This is a genomic window from Pseudomonas sp. GOM6 (assembly GCF_029537485.1).
Taxonomy (GTDB): domain Bacteria; phylum Pseudomonadota; class Gammaproteobacteria; order Pseudomonadales; family Pseudomonadaceae; genus Aquipseudomonas.
Genome location: NZ_JARPUS010000006.1, coordinates 150,472 through 165,384 on the forward strand (window position 1 = coordinate 150,472; position 14,913 = coordinate 165,384).

Sequence of the window (14,913 nt, forward strand, 5' to 3'; positions counted from 1 at the left end):
CGGATCTGTTCGGCGGAGAGTTCTTGAGCCATGACTGCGGCAACGAGAGAGGAATAGGAGATGGGTCACAGTTTAGCCAAAGCAATCTCGACTCTGCAGCCAACTTTTGTAAACGCCGCGCCCTCTCGTGAACGGCTATACTTCCGCTCTTTTTGCCGGAGTAGCCCCATGTCCCTGCCCAGCCTGCGCCTCAAAGCCAACGCCGATCGCCGCCTGCGCGCGGGTCACCTTTGGGTCTACAGCAACGAGATCGATGTCGCCGCCACCCCGCTGAACCTGTTCCAGCCGGGCGACCAGGCCATTCTCGAAGCCGCTGGCGGCAAGTCGCTGGGCATCGTGGCGATGAGCCCGAACAACCTGATCTGCGCCCGCCTGCTGTCGCGCGACACCAAGCACGTGCTGGACAAGTCCCTGCTGGTACACCGCCTCAACGTCGCCCTGAGCCTGCGCGAACGCCTGTTCGACAAGCCCTTCTACCGCCTGGTGTACGGCGATTCCGACCTGCTGCCGGGCCTGGTGGTCGACCGCTTCGGCGATCACCTGGTGGTGCAACTGGCTTCCGCTGCCATGGAGCGCGCCAAGGACGCCGTGATCGAGGCCCTGGTGCAGGTGCTCAAGCCACGCGGCATCCTGTTCAAGAACGACTCCAGCGCCCGTGACGCCGAAGGCCTGGAGCGCTACGTCGATACCGCCTTCGGCGTGGTGCCGGAGTGGGTGGACCTGGAAGAGAATGGCGTGCAATTCCAGGCCCCGGTACTGGAAGGCCAGAAGACCGGCTGGTTCTACGATCACCGCATGAACCGCGCGCGCCTGGCGCCCTATGTGAAGGGCAAGCGCGTGCTCGACCTGTTCAGCTACATCGGCGGCTGGGGCGTACAGGCCGCGGCCTTTGGCGCCAGCGAAGTGTTCTGCGTGGATGCCTCCGGCTTCGCCCTCGATGGTGTCGAGCGCAACGCCACCCTTAACGGTGTTGCCGAGAAAGTCACCTGTGTGGAAGGCGACGTATTCGCCGCGCTGAGAGAACTGAAAGGCGCCGAGGAGCGCTTCGACGTGATCGTGGCTGACCCGCCCGCCTTCATCAAACGCAAGAAGGACATCAAGAACGGCGAGGCCGCCTACCGCCGCCTCAACGAAACCGCCATGCGCATGCTCAACAAGGACGGCATCCTGGTCAGTGCCAGCTGCTCCATGCACCTGGAAGAAGACCACCTGCAGAACATTCTGCTGACCAGCGCCCGACACCTCGACCGCAATATCCAGCTGCTCGAGCGTGGCGCCCAGGGCCCGGACCACCCGGTGCACCCGGCCATCGCCGAGACCCGCTACATCAAGAGCCTGACTGTGCGCCTGCTGCCCAACAGCTGAGTCCAGGCACTGATCCGTGGGAGCGGCTTTAGCCGCGATGCTTTTGCAATGCCCCATCGCGGCTAAAGCCGCGCCTACGTGATCTCCCGATGATAATGAAAAGCCCCGCTCGCACCAGCGGACGGGGCCCAGGCATAACCCCGTCAGAAGCCCTTGCGCTTCACGGACCAGAGCGTGCTGGTACACAGGCGACAGAAAGTGCCGTTGAAGGTGCTGCTGGCGTTCGCGTCATTCATCAGCTGGTAGCGGAACCAGGCCGTGGAAGGCCCACGGTAGGCGCCACCGTCACCCACCGGCTCGAAGTGGCTGACGTAGCGGCGCTCACCCCAGAAGATCGGCTGATTGATGCGGTTGTATACCGGCTGGGCATTCAGGTAGGGAATGGCCAGCGTATCGCCACCTCCCGACATAAGGAACATCGGCCCTTTCTGCCTGCTCTGCGAGGCACTGTTGTGGCCCAGACCCAAGGTGTAGGGCTGAATCGGTGCCGTGGTACGCACGCGGTCGTCCTGGCCCGCCATGATCGAACCGCCGCCACCTTGGGAGTGACCCGAAGTACCGACACGACCGGCGTTGAGCTTGCCGGCATAGGTGCCGTAGCTGCTGCTGTTGGCCTGCACCAGGTAGGTCAGGCAGGCGAGCATTTCCTGGCCGGTACCGGCATCGGAAGTATCTGCAGCCGCCACCACAAAACCATGGCTGGCCCAGTGCGTCAGCAAAGCCCCGTAGGTCGCAGGCGTGGCACCGGTGCCGTTACCCCACAGGATGATCGGATGGCGCACACCATTCTGCCCCAGGTTGCTGGGACGATAGATGCGACAGCCGGGGCCTTCGCTCTGGTTGGTCGTGGCATAGGGGCCACTGTTGTCGAAGCTGGAAACCGCCGGGAACGGCGTACCGGGCGTATCCGGCAGCGCTGCGATAGCAGAGCTGGACGCGAAGGCAAGGGCGGCCGCGAGGCCAAATTTGCGGTTGAGCATTGCAGGGTGTCCTCATTGTTCTTGTTGTTGATCAGGAGTCGCCACGGCCCTCCCGACCCACGTCATCGGACTAGGCTGCACTGCACTCATCCCTGAAACACGCTGGCGTTCGGCGCGCCCACCCTGGCACGCCGGCATGCACCCTACGTGACCATCCAGTCACCCCAACAATCGCCCGAATGGTGAAAGCCGACCGGCGGTACCGCACCAAAGCACGAGCCCTGGAGGCTGACTGAAGGCATATCACCTGACCGCCCGCGCAGCGCCAGCCTTTCCCAGACAGCGGCGGGCGGCGTAGAATCGAGCCATTCCTCGCCAACCATCCCCCGGCGGGCCCGTGAGCCCGGGCCGAACGAGCGGCGACCCCGTTTCGTCCTGCGGCCCCATCCGAACGTACGGCCATCTGCCGTTTGCATCCGGTCCAGTCGACGCTCACCATACGCACATCACCTGATTCAGCCGCAGGAACCGTCATGCCTGACTATCGCTCGAAGACCTCCACCCACGGCCGCAACATGGCCGGCGCCCGCGCCCTGTGGCGCGCCACCGGGATGAAGGACGAAGACTTCAAGAAACCGATCATCGCCATCGCCAACTCCTTCACCCAATTCGTGCCCGGCCACGTGCACCTGAAGGACCTCGGCCAGCTGGTCGCCCGCGAGATCGAGAAGCACGGCGGCGTGGCCAAGGAGTTCAACACCATCGCCGTCGACGACGGCATCGCCATGGGCCACGACGGCATGCTCTATTCGCTGCCGAGCCGCGAGATCATCGCCGACTCCGTGGAGTACATGGTCAACGCCCACTGCGCCGACGCCATCGTCTGCATCTCCAACTGCGACAAAATCACCCCCGGCATGCTGATGGCCGCCCTGCGCCTGAACATCCCAGTGGTGTTCGTCTCCGGCGGGCCGATGGAAGCCGGCAAGACCAAGCTGGCCAACCACGGCCTGGACCTGGTCGACGCCATGGTCGTCGCCGCCGACGACTCCTGCTCCGACGAGAAAGTCGCCGAGTACGAGCGCAGCGCCTGCCCGACCTGCGGCAGCTGCTCCGGCATGTTCACCGCCAACTCGATGAACTGCCTGACCGAAGCCCTCGGCCTGTCCCTGCCGGGCAACGGTTCGACCCTGGCCACCCACAGCGACCGCGAGCAGCTGTTCCTGCGCGCCGGCCGCCTGGCCGTCGAGCTGTGCCAGCGCTACTACGGCGAGGGCGACGAGTCGGTACTGCCGCGCAATGTCGCCAGCTTCAAGGCGTTCGAGAACGCCATGACCCTGGACATCGCCATGGGCGGCTCGACCAACACCATCCTGCACCTGCTGGCCGCCGCCCAGGAGGCCGAGCTGGCCTTCGACCTGCGCGACATCGACCGCCTGTCGCGCAAGGTGCCGCAGCTGTGCAAGGTCGCGCCGAACATCCAGAAGTACCACATGGAAGACGTGCACCGCGCCGGCGGCATCTTCTCCATCCTCGGCGAGCTGGCCCGTGGCGGCCTGCTGCACACCGACGTGCCGACCGTGCACAGCCCGAGCATGGCCGACGCCATCGCCGAGTGGGACATCACCCAGACCAAAGACGAGAAGGTGCACACCTTCTTCAAGGCAGGCCCGGCCGGCATCCCGACCCAGACCGCCTTCAGCCAGAGCACCCGCTGGGACACCCTGGACGACGACCGTGAAAACGGCTGCATTCGCTCGGTCGAGCACGCCTACTCGCAGGAGGGCGGCCTGGCCGTGCTGTACGGCAACATCGCCCTCGACGGCTGCGTGGTGAAGACTGCCGGCGTCGACGAGTCGATCCACGTGTTCGAAGGCAACGCCAAGATCTTCGAAAGCCAGGACAGCGCCGTGAAGGGCATCCTCGCCGACGAAGTGAAGCCTGGCGATATCGTGATCATTCGCTACGAAGGCCCGAAAGGCGGTCCGGGCATGCAGGAAATGCTCTACCCGACCAGTTACCTGAAGTCCAAGGGCCTGGGCAAGCAGTGCGCCCTGCTCACCGACGGCCGCTTCTCCGGCGGCACCTCGGGCCTGTCCATCGGCCACGCCTCGCCGGAAGCCGCCGCCGGCGGCGCCATCGGCCTGGTACGCGACGGCGACAAGGTGCTGATCGACATCCCCAACCGCAGCATCAACCTGCTGGTGAGCGATGAAGAGCTGGCTGTGCGCCGCGCCGAGCAGGACAAGAAAGGCTGGAAGCCGGTCGCCCCGCGTGCGCGCAAGGTGACCACCGCCCTCAAGGCCTACGCCCTGCTGGCCACCAGCGCCGACAAGGGTGCGGTGCGCGACAAGTCGCTGCTCGGCTGAGCCCTGCGTTAGCCTAGAAAGCCCGGCCCAGTGCCGGGCTTTCTCATTTGTGGAGGACGCTATGCGCATCGGCCTGATCAGCGATACCCACGGTCTGCTGCGCCCCGAAGCGTTGGCGGCGCTGGCCGGTTGCGCGCACATCCTGCATGCCGGTGATATCGGCAAGCCGGAGATTCTCGACGCATTGCGCCAGATCGCCCCGCTATGCGTGGTGCGCGGCAACAACGACGAGGGGCTGGATTGGGCCGCCGGACTGCCGCAGCAGGTAGAGCTACAGCTGGGTGGTTTCGGCCTGTATCTGGTGCATGAGCTGGCGCATGTACCGGCGCAGCTACCAGAGAGCGTGCGGGTGGTGATCACCGGGCATTCGCACAAGCCGCTGATCGAGCAGCGCGACGGGCGCCTGTGGGTTAACCCTGGCAGCGCCGGGCCGCGGCGCTTCAAGTTGCCGATCTGCGTCGGCCTGCTGCATATCGAGGACGGCGAGCCGCGCGCCGAGCTGGTCGAGCTGCAGCCCCAGCCGGGTCAGCTCACCCCGACGTAGCGATCACTGCGGTGATTGAGCGCCAGCACCAGGTTGAGCACCACCGCACCAAGCACCGACAGGACCACCTTGTCCGGCGTGACCACGAAGATCGCGCCGAGGACGATGACGGCATCGATGCCCATCTGCACTGCGCCAGCACGCAAGCCGAAGCGCTCCTGGAGGAACAGGGCGAGGATGTTCACCCCGCCCAGGCTGGCCTTGTGGCGGAACAGCATGAGCAGCCCGAGGCCCATAGCCGCGCCGCCGAACAGCGCGGCGTAGAGCACGTTGAGGTGGGTGAAGGCCACCCAGCCCGGCGTTAGTTCGGCCAGCAGCGACACCAGCAGCACCGCGCAGCCGGTGCGCAGGGTGAAGCCCCAGCCCAGGCGCCAGATACCGAGCAGGTAGAACGGCAGGTTGACCAGGCAGAACACCAGGCCGAAGGACCAACCGGCCAGGTACTTGGCCAGAAAGGCGATGCCCACGGTGCCGCCGGTGAGCAGCCCGGCGTGGCTGTAGAAGGCGATCCCGAGAGCCACCAACGCAGTGCCGAACAGCAGCGCCAGGGCATCCTCCCACAGCGGGTGGCGAACGAAGATGGCGGCGACCGTTTCCGTCTGCGCGGGCTCGGCGGTGTTGTCAGTCATGGGCGAAACCTGTCGGGAGAAGACGCAAGCATAGAGCGTCGCCTTCGAACGAAGGCGACCTCGATCAATAACGCTGGAGAAAGCCCTAGCGACGCTGCCAGGTCTCGAAGCAATAGGCGGGGCTGTTCTCGACGGCGGCGTGCTCTTCACGCTCGCTGCGCAGCCAGTCGTCCTCGGCGAAGGCCGGGAACCAGGCATCGCCTTCCGGCTGCAGCGCCACGCGGGTCAGGTACAGGCGTTTCGCCTGAGCCAGGCCTTGCTGGTAGAGCTGGGCGCCGCCGATCAGCATTAGCTCGTCGACACCCTCTGCCCGCGCCCACTCATCGGCGCGGGCGATGGCGGCATCCAGGCTCGGGAAGACCTCGGCGCCTTCCAGTTGCAACCCGGCCTGGCGGCTGACAACCAGGTTGAGCCGACCCGGCAGAGGCCGGCCGAGCGAGTCCCAGGTCTTGCGGCCCATGATGATCGGCTTGCCGAGGGTCTTGGCCTTGAAGTGCTTGAGATCCGCCGGCAGGTGCCAGGGCAGTTGGTTGTCGCGGCCAATCACGCGGTTTTCGGCGAGGGCGGCGATCAGGCAGAGGGGCAGTGTCGTTTCCATGGCAGCGAGGATACCGGCTGGCCAGCCTTCAGGCCACTTGGCTACTGCCCGGCCGCTTGCCGACCAGCCGGTTGCGCCCCTGCTCCTTGGCCAGGTACAGCGCCACATCCGCCAGGCGCAGGGCGTCGGCCAGGCTCTGGTGCGCCTGCGGTAGCTGCCAGGCCAGGCCGATGCTGAGGGTCAGAACCTGCGCCACGTCAGACCGGGCATGAGCCACGCCGAGCCGCTCCACCTCGCCACGCGCCTCCTCCAGGATCTGCTGGATGTCGGCCTCGCCCAGCCCGTACCAGAAGCCGACGAACTCTTCGCCGCCGTAGCGTGCCACCACGTCCAGCGGGCGACGGGCATAGCGGCCGAGCACCTGCGCCACCGCGCGCAACGCCTCGTCGCCGGCAGCATGGCCGTAGAGGTCGTTGAAGCGTTTGAAGAAATCCACATCGAGCATCGCCACCGCCACCGGTTGTTGATCGCGCTGGGCCTGGCGCCAGGCCGCCTCGGCCCGTTCGGCAAACGCCCGGCGATTGAACAGGCCCGTCAACGCGTCCTTCTCTGCCACCTCCTGCAGCAAGCCCTGGGCCAGGAAGTTCTGCCGCGCGGCGTATTCGAGGAAGTAGCCGCCGACCGAACCGATCACGTTCGCCGTCGCCAGAAAGAACAGGTTGTACAGCAGCACAGCGCCGGGCAAACCGGTGCTCACTTCGACCAGCAGATAGCCGAGGAAGGTCAGCCAGCCGCACAGCGCAGCCGCCAGCAGGCGCAAACCGGTGAGAAAGTAGAAGAACACCGTGGCCAGGATGATGCCCTCATAGGGCAACGGGAACTCATGCACCCGCGCCACCCAGATGATGCCGACGATACCCAGGCCGCAGGACAGCGAGCAGGCCCCACTGATCAGTTGCAGCGAGCCGCGCAACAGCCGGCTGAAGGTTGCCAGCCAGGCCAGTAGCAGCATCGGCACGATCAGCCCGAGGCGGATGAACAGGGTTTGCCGGCGTACCGACTCCGGCAGGCTGAGCGCGTCCAGGCCGGCAAACAGCAGGAATAGCAGCGCTGCGATCAGCAGCCCCCAGCGCATGCGCCCCAGGAACACCTCGCCGTGATAGCGGCGAAAACTCGGCTCCAGGCCATCGCTGAAACGCAACAGGCGAAAACCGTCGCGGTACTGCAGCAGATACGGCGAATCCTGATTGGCCCAGACAATGGAGGGCAGCTTCATGGCAACACTCTTGTTATTGCTTTGCTGCAGCCTAGCCGCAGCCAATACCCGCTCACAACCGGGATTTTTCCGATGCTTGAGGGAGCGGTTATGCTTGCCCTTCAGCCCGCAAACGGAATGCCGCGTGACCGACCGACCTGAGCATCCCCGCACGCACCTGCAACGGCTCTGGCTGTGCGAAGCCATCCGCCTGCGCGAAGAGCACGCCGGCCCCCTGGAAGACGCCGAGGCCAACCGCCTGGCACGCCAGGCCGACCGCGACCTGGGCAAGCGCATCGAAGCCCGCGCCCTGTTCCTCGCCGAGCGCGACGGTCAGCACCAGGCCCTGCAGCACTGGCTGCAGGGCGCGCGCCTGGCGCTGCTCGCGCTGCTGGTGGCGGCCCTGCTCAGCGGCGCCGGCCTGGCCCTGGCGGCGCTGGGCGACGGCAGCCGCCCGGTGAACCTGTACTGGGCCCTAGGCAGCCTGCTCGGCCTGCACCTGCTGACCCTCGGCGCCTGGCTGCTCGGCCTGGCGTTCAGCGGCGAGCACCAGGCCGCGCTCGGTCGCCTGTGGCTGTGGCTCAGCGAGACGCTGGCGCGCGACGCCGCAGCCGCCCAGCTCGGGCCGGCATTGATCCTGCTGCTGCAGCGCCGGCGCCTCAACCGCTGGCTGTTCGGTGCCCTGGTCCATGGTCTGTGGCTGGTCATCCTGCTGGCCGCGCTACTGATGCTGATCCTGCTGCTCAGTACCCAGCGCTATGGCTTCGTCTGGGAAACCACCCTGCTCTCGGCCGACACCTTCGTCGCCCTCACCCACCTGCTCGGCACACTGCCCAGCCTGCTCGGCTTCCCGCTGCCCGATGTCGAGACCATTCGTGCCAGCGGCGCGGCGGCACTGAGCGACGAGGCCGCTCGCCACGCCTGGGCCGGCTGGCTGCTCGGCGTGCTGCTGGTATTCGGCCTGCTGCCGCGCGCCCTGCTTCTGCTGCTGTGCCTGGGTTGCTGGCGCCACGGGGTGGCACGTCTGGAACTGGATCTACAGCAGAGCAGCTATCGGCTGCTGGCCGAACGGCTGCAGCCGCCCAGCGAACACCTGGGGATCGTCGATAGGGCACCGGGAGCGTTGCACCAGTCCCAGGCAGGCAGCACCGACCTGGCTACCGACGGCGCCTTGCTGGTCGCGGTGGAGCTGGACGACAGCCGCCCCTGGCCGCCCGCCCTGCCCAAGGCCGTGGCCGATGCCGGCGTGCTCGACAGCCGCGAACAGCGCCGCCACCTGCTCGACCAGCTGACCCGCTTCCCGCCGGCGCGCCTGGCGGTGGCCGTCGACCCGCGCCGCTCGCCGGACCGCGGCACCCTGGCCCTACTCGGCGAGCTGTCGCGTACGGCCGCCGCCACGCGCATCTGGCTGTTGCCGCCGCCACCAGGTGAGGCGCTCGATGGCCAGCGCCTGGGCGACTGGCACGAGGCGTTGCAGCGCCTTGAGCTAGCCTGCAGCGACAGCTCCCCACTGGCCTGGCTGGAGAGCGGCCATGACTAAGCCCCTCAAGCTGGCCGTGGTCGGCCACACCAATGTCGGCAAAACCTCGCTGCTACGCACCCTGCTGCGCGATGTCAGCTTCGGCGAGGTATCGCACCGGCCCAGCACCACCCGGCATGTCGAGGGCGCCCGTCTGCTGGTGGCCGGCGAACCGCTACTGGAGCTGTACGACACCCCCGGCCTGGAGGACGCCATCGCCCTGCTCGACCATCTGGAGCAGCTGGAGCGCCCCGGCGAGCGCCTCGACGGCCCGGCGCGCACCGCACGCTTCCTCGACGGCGCCGAAGCGCGCCAACGTTTCGAGCAGGAGGCCAAGGTGCTGCGCCAGCTGCTGGCCAGTGATGCCGGCCTCTACGTGATCGACGCCCGCGAACCGGTGCTGGCCAAGTACAAGGATGAACTGGCGGTACTCGCCGGCTGCGGCAAGCCGCTACTGCCGGTGCTCAACTTCAGCGCCAGCGAACAGCGCCGCGAGGCCGAGTGGCGCGACGCCCTGGCCCGCCTCGGCCTGCACGCACGGGTGGCCTTCGACACCGTGGCGCCGCCGCTGGACGGCGAACGGCGCCTGTACGAGAGCCTGGCGCTGTTGATCGAGGCGGCGCGTCCGCAACTGAACCGCCTGATCGCCGACCACGAGAGCCAGGCCGAGGCCCGCCGCCAGACCGGCGCGCGGCTGATCGCCGAACTGCTGATCGACTGCGCCGCCTGCCGCCGCAGCGTGGCCAGCCAGCCGCAGATCGAACAGAGCGAGATCGCCGCCCTGCACCAGGCCGTACGCCAGCGCGAACAACGGTGCGTCGAGGCCCTGCTGCGCCTGTACGCCTTCCGCGCGGACGACGCCCGCACCAACGATCTGCCACTTACTGACGGGCGCTGGGGCGACGATCTGTTCAACCCGGAAACCCTGCGCCAACTGGGCGTGAAGGTCGGCGGTGGCATGGCCGCCGGCGCTGCCACCGGGGTCGGCATCGACCTGCTGGTCGGCGGCATCACCCTCGGCGCCGCCGCGCTGGTTGGCGCACTGGCCGGCGGCGGTCTGCAGACCGCACGCAACTATGGCCATCGCCTGCTCGGCAAGCTCAAGGGTCAACGCGAGCTGACGGTGGACGACAATGTGCTGCGCCTGCTCGCCCTGCGCCAGCGCCAGTTGCTGGTGGCACTGGCTGCACGTGGCCATGCCGCGACCAGTGCCATCCAGCTCGCCGCACCGCATGACGACAGCTGGCATGAGGCCAAGCTGCCCGAAGCCCTACGCAAAGCCCGCGCCCATCCCGAGTGGTCGTCGCTCAATCCGGGCGCCAGGCTGGAGCAGGCGGAGCGGCGCGAACAGGTCGCGGCACTGGGCCGCGAGTTGTCAGCGCCGTGACAGGCTGGTCCACAGCGTGGCGGCGACGATCAGCAGCCCGCCGACCCAGGCCTGCAGGCTCAGCTCCTCGCTCAGCCAGAGCACCGCGAACAGCGCGCCGAACAATGGCTCGCTGCCCATCAGCAGGCTGACCCGGGTCGGGCTGCTGCGGCTCAGTGCCCAGTTCTGCACGTAGAAGGCGAACAGGGTGGCGAACAACACCAGGTACAGGCTGCCGACCCAGAATGCCGGAGCGCTGGGCAGCGGCGGCAGACCATCGGGCAACAGCAGCGCGCCGAGCAGCAGGCAACCGAAGCCGATCACCGCGGACTGCACGGCGGTCAGCGCCAGCGGCGGCACCTCGCGGTCGGCGGTGAGGCGGCGGGTCAGGCACACCTGGAAGGCGCGCAGCAGCGCCGCAGCCAGCATCAGGCCGTCACCCAGGCCGAAATCGAGGTCGACGCCGCCGCTGAGCAGCCAGGTGCCGAGCAGCGACAGCGCCACCGCCGGCAGCAGGCGTGCATCCGGGCGCTGGCCGAGCATCAGCCACTCAACGAAGGGCGTCAGCACCACGCACAGGCTGATCAGGAAGGCGGCATTGCTCGCGGTGGTCAGCTGCACGCCGTAGGTCTCGCAGAGGAAGATCGCCAGCAGCGCCACGCCCAACGGCAGGCCGGGCGCCCAGGCGCGACGGCCTTCGCCGCGCAGCTGCGGCGCCAGCAGCAGGAAGGTGATGCAGAAGCGCACGGCGAGGAAGCCCAGCACCGGGTAAAACAGCAGCGCCTGCTTGGCCACGCCGTAGCTGGTGCCCCACACCAGCGCCACCAGCAGCAGGAGCAGGTCGCTGCCATGCAGCAGGCGGGAACGATGGGTGGCGATCAGGCTGGTCATGGCGGCGGCTCGCGATGGGAATGCGGCGATTGTCCATTGCCAACCTCATCGCGATAATCAGCTCATCCAGCACGAGACTCGTTCCCTATGAGCATGAATAACCTGCTGCCACTGATGGCCAGCTTCGTCCGCGTGGTGGAGTGCGGCAGTTTCTCCGCCGCGGCGCGCCAGCTAAACACCAGCGGCTCGGCGCTGAGTCGCCAGCTCGCTCAACTGGAGGCGGCGCTGGGCCTGCGCCTGCTGGAGCGCACGACCCGCCGCCTGCGCCTGACCGAAGCCGGTAGCGAGGTGTTCGAGCGCTGCCGGGAGATGCTCGGCGCCGCCGAGGCGGCTGTGGCGGTGGGCGAACGACTGATGAGCGCGGCCCGTGGCCAGGTGCGCCTGTCGGTGCCCAAGGCCTTCGGCAAGTACCTGGTCGCGCCGCTGATGGCGGATTTTTTGGCGAAATATCCGGAAGTGGATGTCAGCCTGAACCTCAGCGACCGCAGCCCAGACCCGGTCGCCGAGGGCTTCGACCTGATCATCCGCATCACCGAGCAGCCGCCGGAGCTGATGGCCGGCCGGCCCTTGTGCCAGGTCGAGCATGTGCTGTGCGCCACGCCGCAATACCTGGCCGACCAGGGTACGCCGCAACACCCGCAGGAGCTGGTGCGGCATGCCTGCCTGTACCTGGACGAGCGCGCCGACGACCAACGCTGGCACTTCGCCAAGGCCGGCGAACAATGCACGGTGGCCGTGCGCGGCCGCTTCGCCAGCAACCACAGCGAAGTGCGCCTCAACGGCGCGCTCAATCACCTGGGCATCGCCTGCCTGCCCAGCTTCACCGCCGCCGAGGCGCTGGCCGATGGCCGGCTGCTGCAGGTGCTCGGCGACTGGCGCTACACCGGCGCCTACCACGGCACGGCCTGGGCACTGTACCCGTCCAACCGCCACCTGCCACCGAAGCTGCGGGTGCTGATCGACCACCTGGCGGCCGGGCTGGCCGGTTAGCCGGCGGCCAGACGCCGCCGCTGAGGCCTACACCGCGACCGGCGCAGGAATGTGCGGGTGGGCCTGGTAGTTTTGCAGCTCGAAGTCCTCGAACGTGAAGGCGAACAGGTCCTTCACTTCCGGGTTGAGGCGCATGGTCGGCAGCGGCAGCGGCTCGCGGGTCAACTGCAGGTCGGCCTGCTCGATGTGGTTGGCGTACAGATGGCAGTCGCCGCCGGTCCAGACGAAGTCGCCCGGTTCGAGGTCGCAGACCTGGGCGATCATCAGGGTCAGCAGGGCGTAGCTGGCGATGTTGAACGGCACGCCGAGGAAGATGTCGGCCGAGCGCTGGTACAGCTGGCAGCTCAGGCGGCCCTCGGCGACGTAGAACTGGAACAGGGTGTGGCACGGCGGCAGGGCCATCTGGTCGACCAGCGCCGGGTTCCAGGCGGAGACGATCAGGCGGCGCGAGTCCGGGTTGGTCTTGATCATCGCGATCAGCTTGCTGATCTGGTCGATCGACTCGCCGTTCGGCGCCGGCCAGCTGCGCCACTGGTAGCCGTACACCGGGCCGAGGTCGCCGTTCTCGTCGGCCCACTCGTCCCAGATGCGCACACCGTTGTCCTTCAGGTACTTGATGTTGGTGTCGCCCTGGAGGAACCACAGCAGCTCGTGAATGATCGACTTCAGGTGGCACTTCTTGGTGGTCACCAGCGGGAAGCCGTCGGCCAGGTTGAAGCGCATCTGGTGGCCGAACACCGAGTAGGTGCCGGTGCCGGTGCGGTCGCTCTTGAAGGTGCCGGTCTCGCGCACCAGGCGCATCAGGTCGAGGTACTGTTTCATCTCAGCTCCGCTGAAGGGTCACGGGCGCCGTGGCGCCCGGGCAAAACGCGAATTCTAACCAAGTCGGGCCGGTTTCAGGCCGCCGCCTGGCGGCGGTAGGCCCAGACCATCAGGCCAATGCCGCCGAGGATCATCGGCACGCACAGCACCTGGCCCATGGTTAGCCAGCCGAAGGCCAGGTAACCGAGCTGGGCATCCGGCACGCGGACGAACTCGACGATAAAGCGGAACACCCCGTAGCAGGCGGCGAACAGGCCGGACACCGCCATGGTCGGGCGCGGCTTGCGCGAGTAGGCCCAGAGGATCAGGAACAGGGCCACGCCTTCCAGGGCGAACTGGTACAGCTGCGAAGGGTGGCGAGCCAGCTGCTGCGGGTCGGTGGGGAAGACCATGGCCCAAGGCACATCGGTAGCCTTGCCCCACAGCTCGGCGTTGATGAAGTTGCCGATGCGCCCGGCGCCCAGGCCGATCGGCACCAGCGGCGCGATAAAGTCCATCAGCTCGAAGAAGCGCTTGCCGTTGCGCCGGCCGAACCACCAGGTGGCCAGCATCACGCCGATCAAGCCGCCGTGGAAGGACATGCCGCCTTCCCACACCCGCAGGATCTTCAGCGGCTCGGCGATATAGGCGGAGAGATCGTAGAACAGCACATAGCCCAGGCGCCCGCCGAGGATCACGCCCATCGCCACCCAGAACACCAGGTCGGAGAGCTTCTCCTTGCTCCAACTGGCATCGAACTGGGCCAGACGCCGCGAGGCCAGCCACCAGGCGCCACCGATGCCCACCAGGTACATCAGGCCATACCAATGAATCTGGATCACGCCAAGGTCCAACGCGACCGGGTTTATCTGCGGATAAGGCAGCATTCAAAACTCCTCAGATCAGGAAATTCACGCCCACTACCAGCAGTAGCAGGGCAAACAGGCGCTTGAGCAGGCGTGGCGACAGTTTGTGCGCCAGACGCGCGCCGAAACGGGCGAAGAACATACTGGTGATGGCAATACCGGCCATGGCCGGCAGGTAGACGAAACCGACGCTCCACGACGGCAACCCAGGCTCCTGCCAACCGATCACCATGAAACTCAGGGCGCTGGCCACGGCGATGGGCAGGCCGCAGGCCGATGACGTGGCCACCGCCTGCTGCATCGACACACTGCGCCAGGTCAGGAACGGCACGGTCAGCGAGCCGCCGCCGATACCGAAGATCGCCGAGGCCCAGCCGATCAGCCCGCCAGCGGCCGTCAGCCCCAGCCTGCCTGGGACAGCGCGGCTGGCCCTGGGTTTCAGCTCCAGGCCCATCTGGATGGCGATGACGATGGCGAACACGCCGATGATCTTCTGCAGCAACGGGCCGTTGATCGCCGCAGCGGTGAGCGAACCGAGGCCCGCGCCGAGGAGAATACCGAGAGTCATCCAGGCGAATATCGGCCACAGCACCGCGCCCTTGCGCTGGTGCTCCAGCACCGAATTGATCGAGGTGAAGACGATGGTCGCCAACGAGGTGCCCACGGCCAGATGGGTCAGCACCGCCGGGTCGATACCCTGGGCGGTGAAGCTGAACACCAGCACCGGCACGATGATGATGCCGCCGCCGACGCCGAACAGCCCGGCCAACACGCCGGCCGCGGCGCCCAACAGCAAGTAGAGCAGGAATTCCATGCAGTCTCCCAATGCGAAGCGGCATGGTAGCGGATGCCCCGGCCGC

14 protein-coding genes are annotated in these 14,913 nt (G+C 67.2%); 6 read left to right on the forward strand and 8 right to left on the reverse strand.

Annotated features, from left to right (window positions below):
- Positions 1–168: 168 nt before the first annotated feature.
- A complete protein-coding gene (locus tag P7A97_RS09400; RefSeq protein WP_277689672.1) occupies positions 169–1,365 on the forward strand; it encodes a class I SAM-dependent rRNA methyltransferase in 1,197 nt (398 codons plus the stop codon).
- 143 nt (positions 1,366–1,508) lie between these two features.
- On the opposite strand, the gene P7A97_RS09405 is transcribed toward P7A97_RS09400, so the two are convergent.
- The gene (locus P7A97_RS09405) at positions 1,509–2,345 is read right to left on the reverse strand and encodes an alpha/beta hydrolase (protein ID WP_277689673.1); all 837 of its coding nucleotides are present in this window, start codon (positions 2,343–2,345) and stop codon (positions 1,509–1,511) included.
- A gap of 473 nt (positions 2,346–2,818) precedes the next feature.
- On the opposite strand from P7A97_RS09405, the gene ilvD reads away from it, so the two are divergent.
- Together ilvD and P7A97_RS09415 are read left to right on the forward strand one after the other, a co-directional pair.
- Positions 2,819–4,654, forward strand: coding sequence for a dihydroxy-acid dehydratase (ilvD, locus tag P7A97_RS09410; protein WP_277689674.1), 1,836 nt, complete (start codon positions 2,819–2,821; stop codon positions 4,652–4,654).
- A 61-nt stretch (positions 4,655–4,715) separates the two neighbouring features.
- Complete coding sequence (locus tag P7A97_RS09415) at positions 4,716–5,198, forward strand: metallophosphoesterase family protein (RefSeq protein ID WP_277689675.1); 483 nt, start codon at positions 4,716–4,718, stop codon at positions 5,196–5,198.
- On the opposite strand, the gene P7A97_RS09420 is transcribed toward P7A97_RS09415, so the two are convergent.
- The 3 genes from P7A97_RS09420 to P7A97_RS09430 all read right to left on the reverse strand — a co-directional run bounded on the left by P7A97_RS09420 (position 5,180) and on the right by P7A97_RS09430 (position 7,641).
- Positions 5,180–5,827 carry a YitT family protein gene (locus P7A97_RS09420; RefSeq protein WP_277689676.1) on the reverse strand — a complete coding sequence of 216 codons (648 nt, stop codon included), beginning with the start codon at positions 5,825–5,827 and terminating at the stop codon, positions 5,180–5,182. The genes P7A97_RS09415 and P7A97_RS09420 overlap by 19 nt on opposite strands.
- 85 nt (positions 5,828–5,912) lie before the next feature.
- Entirely contained in the window at positions 5,913–6,425 is a 513-nt protein-coding gene (locus P7A97_RS09425; RefSeq protein ID WP_277689677.1) for a dihydrofolate reductase, read from the reverse strand.
- Positions 6,426–6,453: 28 nt separating this feature from the next.
- Entirely contained in the window at positions 6,454–7,641 is a 1,188-nt protein-coding gene (locus P7A97_RS09430) for a GGDEF domain-containing protein (RefSeq protein WP_277689678.1), read from the reverse strand.
- Between the two features lie 124 nt (positions 7,642–7,765).
- Between P7A97_RS09430 and P7A97_RS09435 the strand changes: the two genes are divergently transcribed.
- Both P7A97_RS09435 and P7A97_RS09440 read left to right on the forward strand, forming a co-directional pair.
- Positions 7,766–9,160, forward strand: coding sequence for a DUF2868 domain-containing protein (locus tag P7A97_RS09435; RefSeq protein WP_277689679.1), 1,395 nt, complete (start codon positions 7,766–7,768; stop codon positions 9,158–9,160).
- Positions 9,153–10,526, forward strand: coding sequence for a GTPase/DUF3482 domain-containing protein (locus tag P7A97_RS09440; protein ID WP_277689680.1), 1,374 nt, complete (start codon positions 9,153–9,155; stop codon positions 10,524–10,526). Before P7A97_RS09435 ends, P7A97_RS09440 begins: the two co-directional genes overlap by 8 nt.
- Here P7A97_RS09440 and P7A97_RS09445 read toward each other — a convergent pair.
- A complete protein-coding gene (locus P7A97_RS09445) occupies positions 10,515–11,396 on the reverse strand; it encodes an EamA family transporter (protein WP_277689681.1) in 882 nt (293 codons plus the stop codon). The genes P7A97_RS09440 and P7A97_RS09445 overlap by 12 nt on opposite strands.
- Before the next feature lie 87 nt (positions 11,397–11,483).
- Here P7A97_RS09445 and P7A97_RS09450 point away from each other — a divergent pair, with 87 nt between their 5' ends.
- Positions 11,484–12,386, forward strand: a complete 903-nt coding sequence (locus P7A97_RS09450) for a LysR family transcriptional regulator (protein ID WP_277689682.1) — start codon at positions 11,484–11,486, stop codon at positions 12,384–12,386.
- Positions 12,387–12,413: 27 nt separating this feature from the next.
- On the opposite strand, the gene P7A97_RS09455 is transcribed toward P7A97_RS09450, so the two are convergent.
- The 3 genes from P7A97_RS09455 to P7A97_RS09465 all read right to left on the reverse strand — a co-directional run bounded on the left by P7A97_RS09455 (position 12,414) and on the right by P7A97_RS09465 (position 14,867).
- Positions 12,414–13,208, reverse strand: a complete 795-nt coding sequence (locus P7A97_RS09455; RefSeq protein ID WP_277689683.1) for a thymidylate synthase — start codon at positions 13,206–13,208, stop codon at positions 12,414–12,416.
- Positions 13,209–13,282: 74 nt separating this feature from the next.
- Positions 13,283–14,074, reverse strand: coding sequence for a prolipoprotein diacylglyceryl transferase (gene lgt, locus P7A97_RS09460; RefSeq protein ID WP_277689684.1), 792 nt, complete (start codon positions 14,072–14,074; stop codon positions 13,283–13,285).
- Between the two features lie 10 nt (positions 14,075–14,084).
- Positions 14,085–14,867, reverse strand: coding sequence for a sulfite exporter TauE/SafE family protein (locus P7A97_RS09465; RefSeq protein ID WP_277689685.1), 783 nt, complete (start codon positions 14,865–14,867; stop codon positions 14,085–14,087).
- Positions 14,868–14,913 lie beyond the last annotated feature (46 nt).